The following is a 15,940-nucleotide window of genomic DNA, read 5'->3' as shown; positions in this document are numbered from 1 at the left end:
AAAAGAGTTGAATCGGATCAGCAGGTCTGCCCTGCGCGCACCTGCCCCGCCAGCGACAGGGGCTGCGCCAGCAGGCCACGCAGGCGATCAGCGGCGTCGGGCGCCTGCAGGCTGGCCAGGCGCTCGTCAAAACGTTCGCGCAGCGCCTGCAAGGCATCTTGCTGGATGGCGCGCGCGGCCTCGGCGGCCTTGAGCAGGCGCTGGTATTCGGTGGTGGACAGGATCACCGCCTCCGGGCGGTCGTGGTTGGTGACCAGCACCGCGCCCTGCTCGCCCACCACGCGCATCACGCCGCGCCAACCGAGCTTCTTGACATCGGACGCCGGCGTGTGCGCCAAGGCGGAAAACGCGGGGACTGCGAGTGCAGCGGCAGCAGCGGACATGGCCCATCTCCTTGCAAAAGGCATTCTGGGTATTTTACCCATAATTGGAAAATTTCCCTCTTCGCCGTGCCGCCCATGCATCCACGCAAGCGCAGGCACGCTTCAGCCCGGCACGGCGGGCAGGGCCGGGAGCCAGGGTGCCAACACCTGTTCGGCATGCTGCGCCCAACTGCGGTTGGCTACCGGGTTGGCGGGGCTGGGGTGCAGCAGGTAGTGCACCGGCACCGCGTCCCCCAGCACGGTCTGCAGCTGCTTTTGGGCATAGCGCCCGAAGGCGACCACCGCCTGCGGCTGCAGCCGGCGTACCACCTGCACCAGCGCGGCATTGCACGGCGCTTCCAGCGCGCGCTGCTCCGGCGACTTGAGTTGGGACGGAATCAGGTTGTGCCCCTGGCCCAGGAAGAGCAGCGGGCAGTAGTTCCAGACGAAGAAGCGCGCGAAGAATGCCTCGGGCGTGCCCACGCGCTGCGCCGCCCAACCCCACAGGCGTTTGCCGCTGCCTTCGTCGCGCTGGCACTGCATGCCCAGCAGCGGGTAGCGAGGGTGCTGCGGCGGCAAGACACGCGCCAGTCGCGGCTGCATGCCAAACCAGTCGCGCACCGCGCCCACGCTGCCAAAGGGCACGCCGGTCTGGGCCATGCCCCAGGGGCCGGGGTTCATGCCCACCAGCAGCACGCGCCCGCTGCCCGCGCTAAAGCGCTGCAGGTATTGGCGGTGGCCGTCCCAGGCGTAGATCAGCGGGTTGTAGACGTGGCTGGGCGTGTGCCAGCTCAGATGATCCAGGTCGCGCGCCAGGGTGCGCGCCACACGTTCAAGGGAAGCGCCAGAAGCCATGGCCCCATGTTAAGGCGAAGCCCGACCCCGACACCGCGAATGTATCCGGCGTGCGCAAGCGGGCCGCCTGGATGCAGTTGCGCACCCCAAACCCCGCCGGCACCGACAGCCGGAGCCCGCATGCCGGCTCGCAGTGGCGCTTCTACACTTCGCACCCATGAAAGCCGCCCCGTCATCCCGTCGGCTGCGCCAGGCACTGCTGTGCGCAACCCTGCTGCCCCTGGGCCTTGCAGGCCACGCCTGGCAGAGCCAGGCCGGCACGCCCGCATTGCCGCTGAGCTACGAACAGTCCGCCCTGCTGCTGACCGAGCGCTCCGACGCCCTGCTGGGCGCCAGCCGCAGCACCGAGGCCGCGCGCCAGCAGGCCGAGGCGCTCAAGGCGCTGGCCATGCCGCGCATCCACTTCGACATGCAGGGCCTGTACTACCAGAAGACGGTGACCGTGTCGCTGGGTGATCTGCGCGAGCGCGCCCAGGGCGCTGCCGGAACCGTTCTGGGCCAGATGGCCGACCGCGGCCTGCCGAGCATCGACCCGGGGGCGGTCAGCCAGGTCATTGATCAGGTGCAGGCAGCCTTGCCGAGCATGTTCCGCCCCATCCCGGACGAGATCAGCGCGCGCAGCCGCCAGAGCCTGTGGCACCCCACGCTGTCCACCGTCGTGCCGCTGTACACCGGCGGCGCCATCACCGCCGCCAGGGCCGCCGCGCGCTCGGGCGTGGACGTGGCCCAGGCCGCGGGCGACGGCCTGCACGAGGCCCAGCGCTTTGCCCTGGCCAAGGCCTACTTCGGCCAGGTGCTGGCCGAGCAGGTGCTGGTCGTAACGCGCGACACCCTGGCGGGTTTTGACGAGCATCTGGGCAACGCCCGCAAGATGCAGGCCCAGGGCGTGCTGAGCCAGGCCCGCGTGCTGCAGGTGCAAGTGGCGCGCGACAGCGCCGAACGCGGCATGCAGCGCGCCCAGGGCGAACACGCCGCCGCCGTGCAGACCCTGCAGCAGCTGCTGCGCAGCGAACAGCCGGTGGCACCCACCAATGCGCTCTTCCTGCAAACCCGGCCACTGCCTGCGGTGGACACCTTCCTGGCTGCCGCGCAGGACGGCCACCCCGGCCTGCGCCAGGCCCGCGCCGCCCAGCAGGTGGCCCACCAGGGCACGGCACTGGCCCAGGCAGCCAGATACCCCACGGTCTATGCCTTTGGCAGCGTGAACCTGAACCGGCGCAACGCCTTGCTGACCGAGCCGGACTGGATCGTTGGCGTGGGCCTGCGCTACACCCTGTGGCCGCAGGTGGACCGCAGCAGCAACGAAGCCGCCGCGCAAGCCCGCGAGGAAGCCGCCCAGGCCGCCACGCGCGAAGCCTGGACGCAGATCCAGATGGCCATACACCAGAGCTGGCAGGTAACGGAGGCGGCGCGACGCGAATACCTGTCGCTGGCTTCCAGCATCGCCTCGGCCACCGAATCGCTGCGCGTGCAGGAGGTCTCGTTTCGCGAAGGCGTGGGCACCATGAGCGAGCTGATCGACGCGCGCAACGCCCTGGCCCAGGCCCGCACCGAACGCGCCGCCGCGGCGTACAAATACGATCTGGCCCTGGCCTCGCTGCTGCTGGCCAGCGGCCAAGGTGAGCAGTTCCAGGACTACCTGCTGCGCGCCGATGAGCATCTGAGCACCCCATGAACACACACACCGCCCCCGCTCCGGCAACCCCCGTATCGCCCCCTGCACCGGCACCGGCGTCCGCCGCCCCCAAGGCCGGCAAGCTGCGCACCCTGGCCACCGCACTGGTGCTGCTGGGCTTCGTCATCTTCATCGCCTGGGGCCTGTGGCAGGCCAGCCGCCCCGCGCCCCAGCAACTGCAGGGCATGGTGGACACCAGCCAGATCAACGCCGCCACGCGCATGACCGGGCGGGTGCTGGAGGTACTGGTGCACGAGGGCGAAGCGGTCACCGCCGGCCAGCTGCTGGCGCGCCTGGAAAACCCGGAAATCCGCGCCCAGGAAGACCAGGCCCAGGCGTCCCTGGCCAGCGCCGAGGCCTTGCGCGAGCGCACCGACACCGGCCGACGCGAGGAGGACGTGGCCTCGCTCAAGGCCACCTGGCAAAGCGCCCAGGCCCAGGCCGACCTGGCGGCCGTCACGGCCCGGCGCATGCAGACCCTGTTTGCCGAGCAGGTCATCTCCGCGCAGCGGCGCGACGACGCCGTGGCCGCGCAGAAGGCCAGCGAGGAAATGGCCCGCGCCGCCCATCTGCAATACCTCAAGGCCCTGGAAGGCACGCGCGCCGAAGACAAAAAAGTGGCCGCCAGCCAGGTGGCCGGAGCCCAGGCCCGGCTGCGCGGTGCCCAGGCCATCAGCGCCGAGATGCAGCTGCTGGCCCCCGCCAGCGGCGAGGTGGACAAGATCTTTGCCCACCCCGGCGAAATCGCCCTGCCCGGCGTGCCCGTCATCACCCTGGTGGACCTGAGCAAACTGTGGGTGGCCTTGAACGTGCGCGAAGACCAGTTTGCCGGCATCGCCATGGGGCGGCAGCTGCGCGCCAGCATCCCGGCGCTGGGCCTGCAGGACGTGGCCTTCAAGGTCAGCCACATCCGCTCCCAGGGCGACTTTGCCACCTGGCGCGCCACGCGCCAGTCCAGCGGCTACGACGTCAAGAGCTTTGAAGTGCGCGCGGTGCCGGTGCAGCCCGTGGAGGGTCTGCGCCCGGGCATGAGCGTGCTGTTCGCGTGGCCGCAGGCAGACTGAGCTGGCTGCAGGCCGCCGCCGCGCTGCGCCGCGAGCTGGGGCTGCTGGCAGGCAGCCGGTGGGACCAGTTTCTGCTGCTCGGCCTGCCGCTGCTGGCCGTCGTCACGCTGGCGGTGATGTTCCTGCCCGGCAGCTTCAACCAGGTACCGATCGCGGTGGTGGACGCCGACCACTCCGCCCTGAGCCGCGCCGCCGTGCGCCACCTGCAGGCCACGCCCAAGCTGCAGGTGGCCGCCAGCCCCGTGGACCTGCCCCAAGCCATGGGGCTGATGCGCGCGGACCGGGTGTATGCGGTAGTCTATCTGCCGCCCGGCCTGCAGGAGCGCCACGCGCGGCGCGAGGACGAGCGCGCCATCATCTACTTCAACGCCGCCTTCCAGACCGTGGCCACGCAGGCGGCGGATGCCGCCCAGGCGGCGCTGGGCCAGGCGCTGCGCCCCAGCCTGGTCGCCGAGGTGGCGCAGCTCGCGCACATCCAGCCGCCGCGCATCCAGGTCAACATCGTCGGCAACCCGCAGGCCAGTTTCGAGCTCTTCCTGCAAAGCCTGGCCACGCCCCTGGTGCTGGCCATGCTGCTGGGCTGCGCGGCGGTGTATGCCGTGGGCCGCGAATGGGCCGACGCCAGCCTGGCCGACTGGCTGGCGCACAGCGACGGGCGCCTGCTGGCCGCGCTGCTGGGCAAGCTCGCGCCCTATGTGCTGGTGTTCTGGCTCTGGAGCGTGGTCTTCACGCTCTACCTGGCCGGCGCGCGCGGCTGGCAGGTAGCGGGCTCGCTGCCGCTGCTGCTGCTGGCGCAACTGCTCTTCTACGCCGGGGTGGGGGCGGTTTCCGCCCTGCTCGTGGCGCTGCTGCGCGACCTGGACACGGCGCTGTCGGTGTCGGCCTTCTATCTGGGTTCGGGCCTGTCCTTTGCCGGTGCCACGCTCACGCTCAACGGCGGCTCCTGGTTCGTGCGTGCCTGGTCGGCGGTGCTGCCCAGCACCAGCTACGTGCAAATCCAGGAGCAGCAATGGGTGATGGGCTCGCCCCTGGCCAGCAGCGCCATGCCGCTGGCCGTGCTGCTGGCCTTCATCGTGCTGCCTCTGGCGCTGGCCTTGCCCCTGCTGGCGCGCATGGCGCAACCGGGCGCGCGCCAGCCCCGCCTGCATGCGCCGCCCACACCCGGCGGCTGGCTGGCGGCGGCCACCCACACGCTGCGCACCGCGGCACTGAACCGCCCCATCGTGCTCACCGCGGTGGCGGCGGTGGTGCTCTACGGCTTCTACTACCCCTCGGCCTACACCATGCAGACGGTGATCAAGGTACCGGTGGCCGTGGTGGACCTGGACCGCAGTCCGCTCAGCCGCAGCCTGCTGCGCAAGCTGGACGCCACGCGCGAGGTACGCCTGGCGGCCCAGCCCGACTCCATCGCCGAAGGCCAGGCGCTGCTGCAGGCAGACAAGGTGGACGGCCTGATCGTGCTCACCGGCGACCTGCAGGCCGGCGTGCTCAAGGGCGCACCCGGCGGCGTGAGCGTGTACCTGAAAGGGGCCTACCTGGTGCGCGCGCGCTTCATCGGCGAGGCGCTGCGCGGCGCCATCGGCGCGGCGGTGCAGGAAAGCATCCACCCGCTGGCCGCGCTGCTGCCCCCCGGCCACGTGGGGGTGCAGCAGCGCGCGCTGTTCAACCCGGACAACGGCTACGGCAGCTACGTGGTGCCGGGCGTGGCCTCCATCATCCTGCAGGCCACGCTGCTGTTTGCCGTGGCCATGTTCATGGGCCTGAAGCGCGAAAGCGGCGACTGGCGCATGGGCCACCGGGGCTTCCTCGGCACCTGGAGCGCCTTCACCCTGCTGGGCAGCCTGATGGGCTGGTTCTTCTTCGGCTTCATCTTCTGGTGGCAGGACTACCCGCGCGGGGGCAACCTCGTCGGCCTGCTGCTGGCCGTGCCGCTGTTTGCCGCCAGCGTCTCGGCGCTCGGCCTGCTGGTGGGCTCGCTGTTCGAACGCCACGAGCGCAGCATGCAGATCCTGGCGGGCACGTCCATTCCGGTGTTCTTCCTCTCGGGTCTGTCCTGGCCCTTTCTGGCCATGCCGGCGCTGATGGTGGCGCTGGCCAAACTGATTCCCTCCACCACGGCGGTGCTGATGTTCGTGCAGCTCAACGCCATGGGCGCAACGCTGGCGGAGATCGCCCCCAGGCTGGCGACCCTGGCCGCGTTGGCGCTGCTGTACGGCGCCGCAGCCTGGCTGCGCCTGACCCGGCCGCGGCGCGTGCGGGCAACCGCACCCGCCAAGCGGCTTTGCACGCCCGCGCCGCGGCCAGCGCAGGCGGCTGATAAGCTCGGCAATCATTCCCATTCGCAGCCTCTCGCCAGGCCGCCACTACAGGGCACCACCATGAGCACCTTGAACGAAACCCACGACCCCGCGCTGCGCAGCTGGCTTGCATCCGCCCATGCCGAAGGCACGGACTTCCCCATCCAGAACCTGCCGTTCGCGGTGTTTCGCCGCAGGGGCAGCACCGAGCCCGCGCGCGGCGGCGTGGCCATAGGCGACCAGATCATCGACCTGGCCGAACTGCACCAGGCCAAGCCCTTCAGCGGCCGCGCCGCCGAGGCGCTCGCCGCCGGCAGCCAGAGCACGCTCAACGCGCTGATGGCGCTCACCCCCGCGCACTGGAGCGCGCTGCGCCTGGCGCTCTCGCGTGCGCTGCGCGAAGGCGCGCACGAGCAGGCCGTAGTGCAAATCTGCCTGGTGCCCCAGGCCCAGGTGGAATACCTGCTGCCCGCGCGCATTGGCGACTACACCGACTTCTACACCTCGATCCATCACGCCACCAACGTCGGGCGCCTGTTCCGCCCGGACAACCCCCTGATGCCCAACTACAAGTGGGTGCCCATCGGCTACCACGGGCGCGCCTCCAGCGTGGTCGTCTCGGGCCAGAACTTTGCCCGCCCCTGCGGCCAGCTCAAGGCGCCAGAGAGCAGCGCCCCGGTCCTGGGTGCAAGCCAGCGCCTGGACATCGAGCTGGAACTCGGCGTGTTCCTCGGCCAGGCCAATGCCCTGGGCGAAGCCGTGCCGATCACCGAGGCGGAAGACCACGTGTTCGGCCTGTGCCTGCTCAACGACTGGTCCGCGCGCGACATCCAGGCCTGGGAATACCAGCCGCTGGGGCCCTTCCTGGCCAAGAACTTCGCCACCAGCATCTCGCCCTGGGTGGTGACCCTGGAGGCGCTCGCACCCTTTCGCACCGCGCCCGAGCGCCCGGCGGGTGACCCCCAGCCCCTGCCCTACCTGGACAGCGAGCACAACCGAAGCGCCGGCGCACTGGACGTGCAGATGCAGGTCACGCTGCAAACCCCGGCCATGCGCGCGCAAGACCCGGCCAGCGGCGCCGTCATTTGCACCACCAGCTACCGCCACGCCTACTGGACGCTGGCGCAAATGGTGGCGCACCACAGCGTCAACGGCTGCAATCTGCAACCGGGCGACCTGCTGGGCACGGGCACGCTCTCCGGCCCCACGCTGGACCAGGCGGGTGCGCTGCTGGAGCTCACGGCCGGTGGCAAGAACCCCATCAAGCTGCCCAATGGCGAGCAGCGCGCCTTCCTGGAAGACGGCGACACGGTGGTGTTTCGTGCCTGGTGCGACAAACCCGGCCAGGCCCGCATCGGCTTTGGCGAATGCCGCGGCCAGGTGCTGCCCGCGCGCAGCCTGTGAGAGCGCGCGCGATGAAGCTCTACAACTACTTTCGCAGCGGCACCTCGCACCGCACGCGCATTGCCATGGCGCTCAAGGGCGTGCAGGCACAGTACGTGGCGGTCGATTTGCTGCACGAGGCGCACCTGCACGGCGATTTCCACGAGCTGAACCCGCAGGCGCTGGTGCCCGCGCTGGTGCTCGATGACGGCACGGTGCTCACCCAGTCGCCCGCCATCCTCGAATGGCTGGAAGAGACCCATCCCGAGCCGCCGCTGCTGCCCGCCGAGCCCCGGGCCCGCGCCCATGTGCGGGCGCTGGCCGCCCTCATCGGCTGCGACATCCATCCGATCAACAACCGGCGCATCCTGCAATACCTCAAGCACCAGTTCGGCGCCGACAAGGCCGCCATCGAGCGCTGGTGCGGCGAATGGATCAGCACCGGCTTTGACGCCTACGAAAAACTCCTGGGGGCCGACGGCGAGCGGGGCGACTTCAGCTGGGGCGGGCGCCCGACGCTGGCGGACTGCTACCTGATTCCGCAGGTGGCCAGCGCCCGGCGCTTCAACGTGGACATGGGGCGCTGGCCCTTGATCAGCGCCATCGACGCCGCTTGCGCCAGGCTGCCCGCCTTCGAGCAAGCCGCCCCTGCCAACCAGCCGGACGCCCCCAGAGACTGAGCCACATGCAGCCAGAGCGCGCGGCAGCCTGAGACAATCGCCGCATGGCCGACAACGCTCCCACTACCGCCGTCCTGCTGTGCAATCTGGGCACGCCGCAGGCACCCACTACCGCCGCGCTGCGCAGCTACCTGGCCGAATTCCTGAGCGACCCGCGCGTGGTGGAAATCCCGCGCGCCGCCTGGTGGCCCATCCTGCACGGCATCATCCTGCGCACCCGCCCGGCCAGGTCCGCTGCCAAATACCGCAGCATCTGGACGGCCGAAGGCTCACCCCTGCTGCTGTGGACGCAAAAGCAGGCACTGATGCTGCAGGGCTGGCTGGCCCAGGCGGGCCTGCCCACCACCGTGCTGCCCGCCATGCGCTACGGCCAGCCCGCCATCGCCGCGCAGCTGCAGGCGCTGATGGCCCAGGGCGTGCAGCGCGTGCTGGTGCTGCCGCTGTACCCGCAGTATTCGGCCACCACCATTGCCAGCGTGAACGACGCCGTCAACCAGTGGAGCACCGGCGTGCGCGCCCTGCCCGAGCTGCGCTTCGTCAACGGCTACCACGACCAGAGCGACTACATCGCCGCGCTGGCGCAGAGCGTGCGCCAGCACTGGCAGCGCGAGGGCGGACGCGCCGAGAAGCTGCTGATCAGCTTTCACGGCATCCCGCAGCGCAACGTGCGCCTGGGCGACCCCTATGCCGAGCAATGCCACGCCACCACCGAACTGCTGGCCCGCGAGCTGCAGCTCAACAGCGGCGAATACCAGCTCAGCTTCCAGTCGCGCTTTGGCCGCGCCGAATGGCTGCAGCCCTACACCGAGCCCACGGCAATCGCCCTGGCCCAGGGCGGCACGCGCAGCCTGGACGTGATCTGCCCCGGCTTCACCAGCGACTGCCTGGAGACGCTGGAAGAAATCAACCAGGAAGTGCGCGACGCCTTCCTGAAGGCCGGTGGCCAGAGCTTTCGCTACATCCCCTGCCTGAACGACAGCCACGCCTGGATCACCGCGCTCTCGCGCATCGCCCAGCAGCACCTGGCGGGCTGGCCGGTGGCAGACAAGAATACCAGTCAAATCGCCGCCTAGCCCTTGCCCAGCAAGCGCCAGCAGCTCTTCTTTTCATAGACCATGGCCGTCCCACCCGAAACCATGCGCCTGGACAAATGGCTGTGGTGCGCCCGCTTCTGCAAGACCCGCGCCCTGGCGGTGCAGGAGATAGACAAGGGCCGCGTGCAGGTCAACGGTGCCAACGCCAAGCCCGCGCGTGAGCTGCGCCCGGGCGACACCGTGGCCCTGCGCCAGGGGCCGGTGGCGCGCACCGTGGTAGTGCGCGCGCTCAGCGCGATGCGCGGGCCCGCGCCGGTGGCGCAGCTGTTGTACGAGGAAACCGCCGAGAGCCTGCTTGCGCGCACGCGCGCTGCCGAGGCCCGGCGCCTGGCGCCCGAGCCGGCCGACACGCTGCGCCAGGGCCGCCCCACCAAGCGCGACCGGCGCACGCTCGACGACACCCGCCGGCGCGGCTGGGGCGAGCGCTGGAGCGCGTCGCTGGACGACGAATAGGCGCTGCTCGAGCTCTGCGCAGACCCTGACCCCGACGATGGCCGGCGCCGCCGGCGTTCAGCGCGCGAAGAAGCGCTCGACCCAGCCCAGCTGATCGGGCACATTGAGCGCCGGCGCGTGGCCGCAATCGGGCACCTCGATGACCTGCAGCCGGCCACGCGCACCGGGGCCGCGCTGCTTCATCCGCGCGATCGTCCCGGGCAGCACCAGGTCGGACTCCACGCCATGCAGGCAGAGCACGGGAACGTCCAGCCCGTCGTAGACGGCCCACTGGTCGTAGTCGCGCGGGTGCACGGTGAACTGGCGCACCATGGCCGGGTCGTAGTGCGGCGTCACGCGCCCGTCGGGCAGGCGCCGGGTGCTGGTCTCGGTCAGGCGACGCCACTGCGCATCGCTCAGCCAGCCGTAGGGCGCATAGACCTGGCGGAAGAAGGCTTCGAGCTCGGTCACGGTATCGAAGGCGGGCGGCTGGCCGGCATAGGCCTTGATGCGCTGCACGGCGGCGCCGGCCAGCTCGGGTGCGATGTCGTTGAGCGCCAGGTGCGTGATGCGCCCGGCCAGCACGCCGCCGGCCGCCGCCATGCCGATGGCGCCGCCCATCGAGGTGCCTATCCAGCGCACCTGCGCGACGCCAAGCTGGTCCAGCAGTTGCGTGGCCAGACGGGTGTAGAAGGCCAGGCAGTATTCCTCGTCCGGCGCGCGGCTCCACTGGCTCAGGCCGCGGCCCAGGGTGTCCGGGCAGAGCACGCGGTAGCCGCAGCGCGCCAGGTGCCCGGCGAGCTCGTCCATGTCGCGCCCGGTACGCGCCAGGCCGTGCCAGGCCAGCACCACGGGGGCCTCGGGTTCGCCCCAGTCCATGAAGTGGATCTCGTAGCCCGCCAGGCGGGCGTAACGGGAAGCGCATGCAATCATCGCGAGGCCTCGGCAAGGGGACGCGGCGCGCGCCGCGCCGCGCGCAGCCTGCCCACCACGCCCGTGGGAAAGTAATAGACGGAGAGCACGAAGAGCAGCCCCAGCCAGAGCAGCCAGCGGTCGGGCGAGAGCAGCGCCGAGAGCCAGGGCAGCGCGCCCACCGCCTCGCTCGCCAGGCGCAGCAGGTCCTGCAGATAGCTTTGCGCCACCATGAAGAGCACCGCGCCGATGGCCGCGCCGTAGACCGTGCCCATGCCGCCGATCACGACGATGAGCAGCACGTCCATCATGATCTCGAAGGACAGTGAAGTCTCCGGCCCGTTGTAGCGCAGCCAGAGCGCCAGCATGCAGCCCGCCAGCGTCGCGAACAGCGCCGAGATGACGCTGGAGAGCGTGCGATAGACCACCACGCGGTAGCCTATGGCTTCGGCGCGGAATTCGTTTTCGCGTATCGCCTGCAGCACGCGCCCGAAGGGCGAATTGACCACGCGCAGCATCGCCAGGATCAGTACCACCGCGCAGACGAAGAGCAGGTAGTAGCAGAAGATCTTGCCGTCGATGTCCACGCCGAGGAAGGGGTTCTCGAGCGGCTCGAAGCTCGGCGAGAGCACCTCGGGGACCTTGAAGCTCAATCCGTCCTCGCCCCCGGTGAAATCCGACAGCTGCGAGGCCAGCGTCTGGAAGGCCGCCGCCACCGCCAGCGTGATCATGGCGAAGAAGATCGCCCGCACGCGCAGCGAAAACAGCCCGATCAGCAGCGACAGCACCAGCGACACCGCCAGCGCCGCCAGCGTGCCCACGGCCAGCGCCCCCCAGGTGGGCCCCAGGCGCGTGGTGGCGATCGCGATGCCGTAGGCGCCGATGCCGAAGAACATGGTGTGGGCAAAACTCACGATGCCGGTGTAGCCCAGCAGCAGGTCAAAACTTGCCACCAGCACGGCAAACACCAGCACCTTGGCCGCGACGTTGAGCGCCTTCACGCCCGGAAACAGGAAGGGCGCAAGCAGCAGCCCGACCAGCACCACCGCCAGAATCACCGCCAGCACGCGGCTGCGCGGCAGGTCGCCCGAGAGGATGCGTTGCAACATGGCCCTCTGCTCCTTCCTCAGCGCTCGGTCAGCGGGTAGACGCCGCGCGGGCGCCACAGCAGGATGGCGACCATCAGCGCGATGTTGGAAAACAGCGCCACCTTCGGCAGCAGAAAGCCGGTGTAGTTGGCCATCAGCCCCACCAGCAGCGCCCCGATCAGCGCCCCCGAGGTAGAGCCCAGGCCACCGATGATGAGCACGATGAAGATCAATATCGTCACCTCGTTGCCCATCTGCGGCACCACGCTCTGCTGGTACAGGCCCCACATCACGCCGCCCAGGCCGGCCAGCGCGCTGCCCGCGACGAACACGCCGACGAACAGGCGGCGGATGCGGTAGCCCAGCGCCTCCACCATCTCGCCGTCCTGCACCCCGGCGCGTATCAGCAGGCCCACCTTGGTGCGCGCCAGCACCCAGACCAGCGCGGCAAAGACGACGAGGCCCACCACCACCGCCACCAGCCGGTACTTCTCTATCGCCGCATCGCCAATGAGGATGGAGCCGCGCATGCCCATGGGCAGCGGCAACGGAATCTGCTGCGGCCCCCAGATGACCTTGATCAGCTCCTCGCCGATGATCATGCCGCCCATGGTGATGAGAATCTGCTTGAGGTGGTCGCCATACACCGGGCGCACCAGAAAGCGCTCGAAGGCGATGCCCACGGCCCCCGCCACCAGCATGGCCACGACCATTGCGGGCAGCACCGCCAGCAGGTTGCGCCAGAGCTCGCCCGAGCCGGTCCAGTCGCCCATCAGCCCGAGCACGCTGGTGGCCACGAAGGCCCCGAGCGCGATGAACACGCCGTGGCCGAAGTTGAGCACGTCCATCAGGCCGAAGATCAGCGTCAGGCCGGAGGCGATGATGAAGATGATCATCCCCATGGCCAGGCCCGCCACCGTGAGCGTCAGCCAGGTGGAAGGCGAGGCTATCAGCGGCAGCACCCCGAGCGCCAGCAGCGGCACCAGCGCGAGCGGCTTCCAGTCCAGGTCGCCCAGCTTCATGCGCACCCTCCGGTATTGATAGCTGTCAGCGCTTGCTGCACAAGGGCTGGAGCCGTATTTGACTCATATTTCATAGCGACAGCCCCAGCAGCGAACGCTGCAGCGCCTCGTCCTGCGCGAGCTGGGCCATCGGCCCCGCATGCACCACGCGGCCGTTGTCCATCACCGCCACGCCGTCGCCCAGCCGCTGCGCGAAGCGGATGTTCTGCTCCACCAGCAGGATGGTCACGCCGCCGCGCTTGAGCTGCTCGAAGGCGGCGATCATGTTGTTGACGATGGCCGGCGCCAGGCCCTTGCTGGGCTCGTCCACGATGAGCAGATCGCGCGGCTCGACGATGGCGCGCGCCACCGCCACCATCTGCTTTTGCCCGCCCGAGAGCTTGCCCGCGGCCTGGTTCCAGAACTTTTGCACCGCCGGGAACAGGCCGAAGATCCACTGCAGGCGCTCGCCGTCCATCTGCGCCGCGTTCGCCGCGCTGCGCGCGGCCAGCAACAGGTTTTCCTTGACGGTGAGGTCCGCGAAAATGCCCATGTTCTCGGGTACGTAGGCGATGCTGCGCTGCGCGATGCGCGGGGTGTCGAGCCGCGTGATGTCCTCCCCGCCCAGGCGGATGCTGCCCTGCGACGCATGCCACAGGCCCATGATGGTGCGCAGCGTCGTCGTCTTGCCCGCGCCGTTGCGCCCGAGCAGCAGCGTGACCTGCCCGCGTGGCACCACCAGGTCCACGCCGTGCAGGATGTGGTAGGCCCCGATGTGCGTGTGCACGCCCGAGAGTTCCAGCAGCGCGTCGCTCATGGCTGCTCCTCCCTCCCCCGCTGGGGGAGGGCCGGGGTGGGGGCCAGCGGGGCCGTGGACGCCGCGCCGGCCCCCATCCCTGCCTTCCCCCAAAGGGGGAAGGAGCCGATATCTGCGCTCATGCAGCCTCCTCCCCGTCGGCGCCCACGCCCAGGTAGGCCTGCTGCACCACGGGCGAGGCAATCACCTCGGCCGGCTCGCCGTCGGCCACGAGCTGGCCATTGGTCAGCACGATGATGCGGTCGGCCAGCTCGCGCACCACGTCCATCTTGTGCTCCACCAGCAGGATGGTCTTGCTCTTGTCCTTTTTCAGCTCGCGGATCAGGTTCAGGATCACCGGCGCCTCGTCGTGGCCCATGCCGGCCGTGGGTTCGTCGAACATGTAGACCTGCGGCTCCAGCGCCATCAGCAGCGCCACCTCCAGCTTGCGCTGGTCGCCGTGCGGCAGGCTGGCGGCGGCATCGTCGCGCCGCTCCCACAGCGCCACGGTGCGCAGGATGTCTTCGGCGCGCGCGGTGAGCTGGCGGTGGTCGCTCCAGATGCTCCACAGGTTCAGCCCGCGGCGGTGCGCCCCGGGGCGCATGGCCTGCACCGCCAGGCGCACGTTCTCCAGCACCGGCAGCTTGGGAAACAAGTTGGTCAGCTGGAAGGCGCGGCCCAGGCCGGCGCGGGCGCGCTCGGCAGCGGGCAGGCCGCCGAGCTCGCGCCCGTTCAGGTGCACGCTGCCGCTGCTGGCCTTGAGCTGGCCCGAGATCAGGTTGAAATAGGTCGTCTTGCCCGCGCCATTGGGTCCGACGATGGCCGTAAGCGTGCCCGGCGCGAACGCGCAGCTCACCGCGTTGACGGCCACATGGCCGCCAAAGCGGATGGTGAGGTCTTGGGTTTCGAGCATGAAAGGCAGCAGGACAGTGGACTCCTTCCCCCGCTGGGGGAAGGTTGGGATGGGGGCGTTCGGCCGGTCGGCGCGGTGACGTGGCGGGATGCAGAGAGGCGCGGCTGCCCCCACCCCGGCCCTCCCCCCGAAGGGGGAGAGAGCAAGGCATCAGCGCTTGTTGCGGATGGGCACCTGCATCTCTTCAGGCTTGATCTCGCGCACCAGCTCGGGCACGCCCCAGGCGAAGGCCGGGTCGTCCTTGATGCGGAAGTGGTACATGCTCTGCATGGCCTGGTGGTCTTCGCGCCGGAAGGTCATGGTGCCCTTGGGCGTCTCGAAGCTCATGCCTTCCATGGTCTTGATGAGCTTGTTGGTAGCGGTGTCGCCGCCGGTCTTCTTCAGCGCGGTGACGATGGCCATGGCGGCCGAGAAACCGCCGGCGGTGAAGAAGTCCGGCGGGCTCTTGAATTCCTTGTAGTGCATGGCGACCATGGCGTCGTTCACCGGGTTCTTCGGGATGCCGAAGTAGTAGTAGGTCGCACCCTCCATGCCCGGGAAGTTCTTGTAGGCGGCCATGGCCGGCAGGATGTTGCCGCCGGTGAACACCTCGATGCCGTAGCGCTTCTTCAGGTCCTGCGCGGCCAGGGCGTTGAAGGGCGGCGTGCCGCCGGCCCAGATCACCTCGATGGCCTTGCGCCCCGGCTTGTCCTTGAGCACGTCCACCAGGCGCTGGATGCCGGCGGTGAAGTCGGTGGTGGTCTGCGGCAGGTATTCCTCATGCACTATTTTTGCGTGCTTGAGCGCGTCCTTGAAGGCCTTCACGCCGTCGCGCCCAAAGGCGTAGTCCTGCGCCAGCGTGGCCACCGACACGCCGTCCTTGTCCATCGCCACCGCGTTGCTGATCGCGTCCTGGCTGGAGTTGCGCCCGGTGCGGAAGATGTACTTGTTCCACTTGTCGCCGGTGATGGCGTCGGCCACGGCGGGCTCGACCAGCAGGATCTTCTTGTATTCCTCGGCCACCGGCAGCATGGCCAGCGCCACGCCCGAGCTCGTCGGGCCCACGGCCAGGTCCACCTTGTCATCGGCGTAGGCCGCGGCCAGCAGACTCTTGCCCACGTCAGGCTTGCCCTGGTCGTCCTTCTCGATGACCACGATCTTGCGCCCGTCTATGCTCATGCTGCCCTGCGTGGCGTAGTTCAAGCCCATCATCAACCCGGTTTGCGTCTGCTTGCCATAGGCCTCCAGCGGGCCGGTCTTGCTGTAGACATGCGCTATGCGGATGTCCTTGGACTGGCTGAATGCCGGCAGACCGACGGCGGTGGCAAGTGCGGCCAGGGCGACCAGGGTACGACGTTGCATGAGGGAGCCTCCTGTATGGAATGCCCATGTGCATGCACAAGCCATGC

Annotated in this window: 14 protein-coding genes and 1 pseudogene; 7 read left to right on the top strand and 8 right to left on the bottom strand. The window is 69.5% G+C overall.

Translation table 11 applies throughout. The features are described 5' to 3' along the window. Nucleotides 1-17: 17 nt before the first annotated feature. Both FOZ74_RS14535 and FOZ74_RS14530 read right to left on the bottom strand, forming a co-directional pair. Complete coding sequence (locus FOZ74_RS14535; protein WP_186764610.1) at nt 18-383, bottom strand: type II toxin-antitoxin system Phd/YefM family antitoxin; 366 nt, start codon at nt 381-383, stop codon at nt 18-20. 102 nt (nt 384-485) lie between these two features. Beyond that, nucleotides 486-1,190: a uracil-DNA glycosylase family protein gene (locus FOZ74_RS14530; RefSeq protein ID WP_222434172.1), complete on the bottom strand. Its 705-nt coding sequence runs from the start codon at nt 1,188-1,190 to the stop codon at nt 486-488. A gap of 184 nt (nt 1,191-1,374) precedes the next feature. Between FOZ74_RS14530 and FOZ74_RS14525 the strand changes: the two genes are divergently transcribed. The 7 genes and pseudogenes from FOZ74_RS14525 to FOZ74_RS14500 all read left to right on the top strand — a co-directional run bounded on the left by FOZ74_RS14525 (nt 1,375) and on the right by FOZ74_RS14500 (nt 9,863). Continuing rightward, a complete protein-coding gene (locus FOZ74_RS14525) occupies nt 1,375-2,892 on the top strand; it encodes a TolC family protein (protein ID WP_146913725.1) in 1,518 nt (505 codons plus the stop codon). Next, on the top strand, nt 2,889-3,956 hold the full coding sequence (locus tag FOZ74_RS14520) for an HlyD family secretion protein (RefSeq protein WP_146913724.1): 1,068 nt from the start codon (nt 2,889-2,891) through the stop codon (nt 3,954-3,956). Before FOZ74_RS14525 ends, FOZ74_RS14520 begins: the two co-directional genes overlap by 4 nt. A gap of 116 nt (nt 3,957-4,072) precedes the next feature. Further along, a pseudogene (locus tag FOZ74_RS16415) lies at nt 4,073-6,127 on the top strand (ABC transporter permease); the annotation flags it as partial. 207 nt (nt 6,128-6,334) lie between these two features. Next, complete coding sequence (fahA, locus tag FOZ74_RS16410; RefSeq protein WP_255437863.1) at nt 6,335-7,657, top strand: fumarylacetoacetase; 1,323 nt, start codon at nt 6,335-6,337, stop codon at nt 7,655-7,657. A gap of 11 nt (nt 7,658-7,668) precedes the next feature. After that, nucleotides 7,669-8,316 (top strand): maleylacetoacetate isomerase, encoded by a 648-nt coding sequence (gene maiA / locus FOZ74_RS14510; RefSeq protein WP_146913722.1) that lies wholly within the window; start codon nt 7,669-7,671, stop codon nt 8,314-8,316. 44 nt (nt 8,317-8,360) lie between these two features. Then, the gene (gene hemH / locus FOZ74_RS14505) at nt 8,361-9,389 is read left to right on the top strand and encodes a ferrochelatase (protein WP_146913721.1); all 1,029 of its coding nucleotides are present in this window, start codon (nt 8,361-8,363) and stop codon (nt 9,387-9,389) included. Between the two features lie 42 nt (nt 9,390-9,431). Beyond that, nucleotides 9,432-9,863: an RNA-binding S4 domain-containing protein gene (locus tag FOZ74_RS14500; protein ID WP_146913720.1), complete on the top strand. Its 432-nt coding sequence runs from the start codon at nt 9,432-9,434 to the stop codon at nt 9,861-9,863. A gap of 57 nt (nt 9,864-9,920) precedes the next feature. Here FOZ74_RS14500 and FOZ74_RS14495 read toward each other — a convergent pair whose 3' ends face one another. The 6 genes from FOZ74_RS14495 to FOZ74_RS14470 all read right to left on the bottom strand — a co-directional run bounded on the left by FOZ74_RS14495 (nt 9,921) and on the right by FOZ74_RS14470 (nt 15,893). After that, entirely contained in the window at nt 9,921-10,772 is an 852-nt protein-coding gene (locus FOZ74_RS14495) for an alpha/beta fold hydrolase (RefSeq protein ID WP_146914220.1), read from the bottom strand. Beyond that, entirely contained in the window at nt 10,772-11,863 is a 1,092-nt protein-coding gene (locus tag FOZ74_RS14490) for a branched-chain amino acid ABC transporter permease (protein ID WP_146913719.1), read from the bottom strand. The genes FOZ74_RS14495 and FOZ74_RS14490 overlap by 1 nt, the downstream gene beginning before the upstream one ends. Before the next feature lie 17 nt (nt 11,864-11,880). Continuing rightward, a complete protein-coding gene (locus FOZ74_RS14485; protein WP_146913718.1) occupies nt 11,881-12,864 on the bottom strand; it encodes a branched-chain amino acid ABC transporter permease in 984 nt (327 codons plus the stop codon). Between the two features lie 70 nt (nt 12,865-12,934). Further along, complete coding sequence (locus FOZ74_RS14480; RefSeq protein WP_146913717.1) at nt 12,935-13,660, bottom strand: ABC transporter ATP-binding protein; 726 nt, start codon at nt 13,658-13,660, stop codon at nt 12,935-12,937. Nucleotides 13,661-13,778: 118 nt separating this feature from the next. After that, complete coding sequence (locus tag FOZ74_RS14475; RefSeq protein WP_146913716.1) at nt 13,779-14,552, bottom strand: ABC transporter ATP-binding protein; 774 nt, start codon at nt 14,550-14,552, stop codon at nt 13,779-13,781. Nucleotides 14,553-14,702: 150 nt separating this feature from the next. Further along, nucleotides 14,703-15,893: a substrate-binding domain-containing protein gene (locus FOZ74_RS14470; protein ID WP_146913715.1), complete on the bottom strand. Its 1,191-nt coding sequence runs from the start codon at nt 15,891-15,893 to the stop codon at nt 14,703-14,705. Nucleotides 15,894-15,940: the final 47 nt, after the last annotated feature.

This window comes from Comamonas flocculans (assembly GCF_007954405.1).
GTDB classification, from domain to species: Bacteria; Pseudomonadota; Gammaproteobacteria; order Burkholderiales; family Burkholderiaceae_C; genus Comamonas_C; species Comamonas_C flocculans.
This window is presented reverse-complemented; position numbering and strand designations above follow the sequence as displayed.

Excerpts from the sequence above, each read along its gene's own strand:
- hemH (WP_146913721.1), top strand. The coding sequence starts at position 8,361 with ATGGCCGACAACGCTCCCACTACCGCCGTCCTGCTGTGCAATCTGGGC.
- FOZ74_RS14470 (WP_146913715.1), bottom strand. The coding sequence starts at position 15,893 with ATGCAACGTCGTACCCTGGTCGCCCTGGCCGCACTTGCCACCGCCGTC.
- maiA (WP_146913722.1), top strand. The coding sequence starts at position 7,669 with ATGAAGCTCTACAACTACTTTCGCAGCGGCACCTCGCACCGCACGCGC.
- FOZ74_RS14485 (WP_146913718.1), bottom strand. The coding sequence starts at position 12,864 with ATGAAGCTGGGCGACCTGGACTGGAAGCCGCTCGCGCTGGTGCCGCTG.
- FOZ74_RS14535 (WP_186764610.1), bottom strand. The coding sequence starts at position 383 with ATGTCCGCTGCTGCCGCTGCACTCGCAGTCCCCGCGTTTTCCGCCTTG.
- FOZ74_RS14525 (WP_146913725.1), top strand. The coding sequence starts at position 1,375 with ATGAAAGCCGCCCCGTCATCCCGTCGGCTGCGCCAGGCACTGCTGTGC.
- FOZ74_RS14475 (WP_146913716.1), bottom strand. The coding sequence starts at position 14,552 with ATGCTCGAAACCCAAGACCTCACCATCCGCTTTGGCGGCCATGTGGCC.
- FOZ74_RS14520 (WP_146913724.1), top strand. The coding sequence starts at position 2,889 with ATGAACACACACACCGCCCCCGCTCCGGCAACCCCCGTATCGCCCCCT.
- FOZ74_RS14500 (WP_146913720.1), top strand. The coding sequence starts at position 9,432 with ATGGCCGTCCCACCCGAAACCATGCGCCTGGACAAATGGCTGTGGTGC.
- fahA (WP_255437863.1), top strand. The coding sequence starts at position 6,335 with ATGAGCACCTTGAACGAAACCCACGACCCCGCGCTGCGCAGCTGGCTT.
- FOZ74_RS14480 (WP_146913717.1), bottom strand. The coding sequence starts at position 13,660 with ATGAGCGACGCGCTGCTGGAACTCTCGGGCGTGCACACGCACATCGGG.
- FOZ74_RS14490 (WP_146913719.1), bottom strand. The coding sequence starts at position 11,863 with ATGTTGCAACGCATCCTCTCGGGCGACCTGCCGCGCAGCCGCGTGCTG.